Annotated in this window: 4 protein-coding genes; all 4 read left to right on the forward strand. The window is 38.2% G+C overall.

The window, feature by feature from the left end:
- Nucleotides 1-319: 319 nt before the first annotated feature.
- The 4 genes from pgi to H5072_RS10790 all read left to right on the forward strand — a co-directional run bounded on the left by pgi (nucleotide 320) and on the right by H5072_RS10790 (nucleotide 5,462).
- Nucleotides 320-1,966 (forward strand): glucose-6-phosphate isomerase, encoded by a 1,647-nt coding sequence (gene pgi, locus H5072_RS10775; RefSeq protein ID WP_039487336.1) that lies wholly within the window; start codon nucleotides 320-322, stop codon nucleotides 1,964-1,966.
- 269 nt (nucleotides 1,967-2,235) lie between these two features.
- Nucleotides 2,236-3,708 (forward strand): glucose-6-phosphate dehydrogenase, encoded by a 1,473-nt coding sequence (zwf, locus tag H5072_RS10780; RefSeq protein ID WP_182693522.1) that lies wholly within the window; start codon nucleotides 2,236-2,238, stop codon nucleotides 3,706-3,708.
- Between the two features lie 2 nt (nucleotides 3,709-3,710).
- Entirely contained in the window at nucleotides 3,711-4,421 is a 711-nt protein-coding gene (gene pgl, locus H5072_RS10785) for a 6-phosphogluconolactonase (RefSeq protein ID WP_182693523.1), read from the forward strand.
- A 336-nt stretch (nucleotides 4,422-4,757) separates the two neighbouring features.
- Nucleotides 4,758-5,462 carry a SapC family protein gene (locus H5072_RS10790; RefSeq protein ID WP_024597622.1) on the forward strand — a complete coding sequence of 235 codons (705 nt, stop codon included), beginning with the start codon at nucleotides 4,758-4,760 and terminating at the stop codon, nucleotides 5,460-5,462.
- The last annotated feature ends 8 nt before the right edge of the window (nucleotides 5,463-5,470 follow it).

Raw genomic sequence — 5,470 nt, forward strand, 5'->3', positions numbered from 1 at the left:
TACAGTAATTAGTGAATAACTATGAAAAGTAATTAGCAGCGCTTATAAAAATTCATCAATATTTCATTTTGATTGATTAAGCTATGCCGTTGCCTTTAAAATTACAGGTAAATTAATTTATAAAATTTTTATGATACCGGTGTCAAAAGCTAAAAATTGCGTTATCATCTGCACATAAAATTATAAAAACAGCACTTTTTTTGCATTTTTAGTTATACTATTTGCGCTTTAATTTAGTGTGAATAAGTAGTATTAAGAGTTTTGCTTTTATAAAAAACATTTTTAAATCAATTGATTGAAAAAAATAGAGGATATTTCCATGTCTAACCGAACGCAACTAGCAAGTTGGCAAGCACTAGAACAAAGTGCAGCTAAGATGAAACAAACACATCTAAAAACGTTATTTGCACAAGATGACACGCGCTTTTCTCAGTTTTCTACTCAAGTACCAGGCGTATTATTCGACTATTCTAAGCAACTTATTGATAATGATGTTTTTGCTAACTTAATGTCGCTTGCTAAAGAATGCGATATTGCATCGTGGCGCGATAAAATGTTTAGCGGTGAAAAAATAAATATCACTGAGGATCGCTCAGTTTTGCATACGGCACTTCGTAATCGTGCTCACACTCCATTAATTGTTGATGGCGAAAACGTGACACAAGCCGTAGACAACGAGTTAGCTAAAATTAAAGTGTTTGTAGAAAAAGTTCGTAGCGGTAAATGGTTAGGCTATACCGGCAAAGCGGTAAAAGATGTTGTAAGTATTGGTGTTGGTGGCTCTAACCTTGGTCCACAAATGGCAACTGAGGCATTAAAAGCACTTGCTGATGATACGTTAAATGTTCACTACGTATCTAATGCTGACGGTGTACAAATTTCGTCTATATTAAAAGCCATTGACCCTGAAACAACATTATTTGTTATTTCGTCAAAAACATTTACTACGTCAGAAACCATGACAAACGCAAAGACGGCGGTTGACTGGTTTTTACAAACAACAAAAGATGAAAGTACAATTGCAAAGCATTTTGTTGCAGTAAGTACAAATTTAGAAAAAACGGCAGCCTTTGGTATCAGCGACGAAAACGTATTCACTATGTGGGATTGGGTTGGTGGTCGCTTTTCACTTTGGAGTGCGATAGGCTTACCAATTGCTTTATATTTAGGGTACGACGCCTTTGAAGCAATTTTAGAAGGTGCGTTTGAAATAGACGAGCACTTTAAATCAGCGCCGTTTGAGCAAAATATACCATTAATTATGGCATTGCTTAGTGTATGGAATACGAGCTTTTTAGGTTATACAGCGCAAGCTATATTACCGTACGATCAAGCACTGCATATGTTGCCTGCGTATTTACAGCAAGGCGAAATGGAAAGTAACGGTAAACACGTTAACTTTGCAGGCGAAACGGTACCTTATACTACGGTTCCAATTATTTGGGGCATGACGGGTATTAATGGCCAGCACGCATTTTATCAGTGTTTACACCAAGGTAATGTAATTGTACCTGCAGATTTTATTGCATCAGTTAAGCCACAAGTGAATGTTGATAAGCATCACGATATTTTATTATCGAACTTCTTTGCTCAAACAGAAGCGATGATGAGTGGTGTAGATGCAGCGCAAGTTACAGCTGATTTAACCGCTAAGGGTAAATCGCAAGCAGAGATTGATGAGTTATTAAATCATAAAATTCATCAAGGCAATCGTCCTACAACGTCTATGCTATTAGATACAGTAGATGCTAAAACAGTGGGCCGTTTAATTGCACTGTATGAGCATAAGATATTTTGCCAAGGCATTATTTTAGAAATATGCTCGTTTGACCAATGGGGTGTAGAGCTGGGTAAAGGTTTAGCATCTAAAATTGAGAGTGAACTCACTGATGATAGCGTGAAACACGCTCATGATAGTTCTACAAACGGCTTAATGGCGTACTACAAACAAAACCGTACGCAGTAAAAAATTCGCTTACGCAAGTAAGTAAACCGAGTACCTTTGAACGGGTAGCGCTGGAGTGCTTAGGGTCTGTATTTTTGTGAGAGGAGATACAGGGCCCCTAAGGCTCATTTAATTAGCGCAATGATAAACAATAATAATAAATCATCGATACAGAACAATTCAGCAGGCTTTTATTTAAATACAGCTATAAAAGCCATCTAATCTAGCAATAAATAGGCATACCCGCGCATTTACAAAATGTACTGGGTATCACAACGTAGAGAGTAACTATGCTTAATCCTTTTGATATTATAATTTTTGGGGGCGGTGGTGATCTTGCGTTACGCAAATTGCTACCTGCAATGTACAGAGCATATCAAGAAGGTAACTTACCTGAAGGCTCACGTATCCTACCAACAGTGCGCGAAGAATCGAAACGTGCTGAATACATAGAAACAGCGCATAAAGCATTACAAGAATTTTTAAGCAAAGGTGAGTTTAACGCTAAAGATTGGAAAGCGTTTTCTACTTTTTTAGAGCCAGTGGTAAGTAATGTTACAGAAGCAGACGACAACTGGGATGTACTAAAAGGCATTTTAGATGAGCACGAAAGCACTAAGTCTCGCGTGTTTTACTTATCGCTTCCGCCTGCTGTTTACGGCACATGTTGTGAAATATTATCGACTAAAGGTTTAATTACCCCTACATCACGCGTTGTTGTTGAAAAGCCAATTGGTTATTGCGGTGATTCTGCTGAAGCAATTAATGGAAAAATTGCAGAGTTTTTTAATGAAGAACAAATTTTCCGTATTGACCATTACTTAGGTAAAGAAACAGTACAAAACTTAATGGCGCTGCGTTTTTCAAACTCATTGTTTGAAAATATGTGGGATGCTAAATCTATTGATAATATTCAAATTAGCTTATCAGAAACGGTTGGCCTTGAAAGCCGCGCTGGTTTTTATGATAAAGCCGGTGCACTTCGTGACATGGTTCAAAACCACTTATTACAACTACTTTGCTTAGTTGCAATGGAGTCGCCTAATAAGCTTAACGCTAACAGCATTCGTAACGAAAAACTAAAAGTATTAGAAGCACTTCGCCCGCTTGTAGATGGTGATGTTGATGAAAATATTGTTCGTGGTCAATACGTACCAGGTGACTTAAACGGTAAAATTGTACCGGGTTACTTAGAAGAGCTAAATGAAGGTTCTAGTAAAACAGAAACGTTTGTAGCTATTCGCGCGCATATTGATAACTGGCGCTGGGCAGGTGTTCCATTTTACCTTCGTACGGGTAAACGTATGGCTAAGCGCTGTGCAGAAATTGTGGTTGAATACAAAAAAGTATCTCACAATATCTACGAAGATAACGTGGGTAATATCGAGCCAAATCGTCTTGTTATTCGTTTGCAGCCAGAAGAAACAATTCAACTAACGCTTATGTCTAAGCGCCTTGATAATCTTCAAATGCAACTTGAGCCAGTAACAATGAATATTGAGCTTTCACAAGCTTACAGCAATGGTTTCCACTCAGATGCGTACAAGCGTTTAATGCTTGATGCCGCTGCTGATAACCCGTCGTTATTTATTCACCGTGATGAAGTTCGTCAAGCGTGGAAGTGGATTGATCCAATCATCGACCGTTGGCAAGACAAAGGCAAGCCTGCGCTTTACCGTGCTGGTAGCTGGGGACCTGATGATGCTGATGAATTATTGGCAGAAAACAATCATGTATGGTTTAACACAGGCGATAAGGTATAAGCATGGCAACACTAGTTGAAAAGTTTTTTGACGATAAAGACGCGTTAACAGCTGAGCTTTCTGCAACGCTTGAGCAATCACTACGTGATGGTATTAAAAACGATGGCCGTGCTGTACTCATGGTATCAGGTGGCTCGTCGCCAGCACCCGCTTATAAGCATTTATCAACGCTTGATTTAGATTGGCAACATGTTGATGTTGCTATGGTTGATGAGCGTTGGGTAGATCCAAACCATGAAAAAAGTAATGAAGCATTTATTAAAAGTACTTTATTACAAAATCATGGTAGTGCTGCCAACTTTATTACTATGAAGAACGCTGCAGCAACGGCTCAACAGGGCGCACAAGAGTGTGAAGCGGCTTATAGCGAGCTAAAAAGCCCATATGATGTAACTATTTTAGGTATGGGCCCAGATGGCCATACAGCGTCGTTATTCCCAAATGCAGACGGTTTAGAGCATGGTTTAACAACTGAGCAAACAGTATGTGCGATTAATGCGATACAAAGTGATGTGACGGGTAGTATTACTGAGCGAATGACATTAACTTTAAATGCCATTGCGCAATCTAAAGTGGTTAAGCTTTTAATTAGCGGTGAAGAAAAACTCGCTGTTTATAAGCAAGCAAAAGCGGGCGGCGATGTTAATGACATGCCACTTCGCGCCGTGCTTAATCACCCAAGTATAAATATTGAAGTATATTGGGCGCCTTAATTTAGATGCCAATTTAACTTTTGAAGGCCGCTTATATAAGCGGCCTTTTTTATTTGCTTAAATTTAAGCCTAAACACTGCAAAAAAATAGCTTTGAACTGTTAACCAATGTTAATGAATAACTTTGGTTTGTATTAAAATTAACCATGAAGTGTGTTGTTTTTGAACAAAATTTATGAGTTTGAGCTGTATGTTTTTTAGCAACGTTCAGATTTAGTTAAATTTTATTTTTTCATGATTGTTGTCATAAAAGTTTCCCTTCCTTTTTTAGCTCAAAAGCATTAGCCTAAAGGCATTAACAATGAAACATATAAATTAAAATAAACGGAGCAGTAACATGGCGGAGCAACAAGTACAGCCTTTACACAACGAAAAACATGCCAACACTAAAATTCAAAACGGCATCAATGTAGAATTCATGAAAACTCAACACTTAGTGCCAGTAGTTGCACATGAGTTTGCACGTGTAGCAAACGAGTTTCCAATGTCATTCGTTAAAAATAACGAAACCGGCACTTTTCAAGCAGTTGCTATGTTTGGCTTAGAGCCAGGCGAAAACCTTTTTGTAGAAGATGGTAAATGGACTGCAGCATTTGCACCTATGGCATCTACTCGTTACCCACTTGGTTTAGTTAAACACCCAGATCAAGATCAATACGGTATCGTAATTGACGAAGCAAGTGCGCTTGTTGGTGAAGACGAAGGTAATGCATTATTTGAAAACGGCGAAGAAACAGATTACCTAAAACGTCGTAAAGAAGCGCTAGTATCATTTATTGAGTTTTCTCAAGTAACTGAAGCGTTCACTAAATTCCTTGCTGATAAAGAGCTACTAATTGCGCAAACGCTAACAGTAGACATTAAAGGCGAGAAAAAAGACATCAACGGTATTTACCTTATCGATGAGAAAAAACTAAACGAGTTAAGCGATGCTGATTTCTTAGAGCTTCGTAAACGTGGTTACTTAGCACCAATTTACTCGTTCTTAACGTCTACTCACCAAGTAGCACGTTTAGCGCGTTTAAAAGCTAAACAAGCTTAATTACAAAC

The sequence above is a fragment of the Pseudoalteromonas sp. SR45-5 genome, from assembly GCF_014163565.1.
Taxonomy (GTDB): Bacteria; Pseudomonadota; Gammaproteobacteria; order Enterobacterales; family Alteromonadaceae; genus Pseudoalteromonas; species Pseudoalteromonas distincta.

Coding starts and splice junctions, on each gene's coding strand:
- pgl (WP_182693523.1), top strand. CDS start 3,711: ATGGCAACACTAGTTGAAAAGTTTTTTGACGATAAAGACGCGTTAACA.
- H5072_RS10790 (WP_024597622.1), top strand. CDS start 4,758: ATGGCGGAGCAACAAGTACAGCCTTTACACAACGAAAAACATGCCAAC.
- pgi (WP_039487336.1), top strand. CDS start 320: ATGTCTAACCGAACGCAACTAGCAAGTTGGCAAGCACTAGAACAAAGT.
- zwf (WP_182693522.1), top strand. CDS start 2,236: ATGCTTAATCCTTTTGATATTATAATTTTTGGGGGCGGTGGTGATCTT.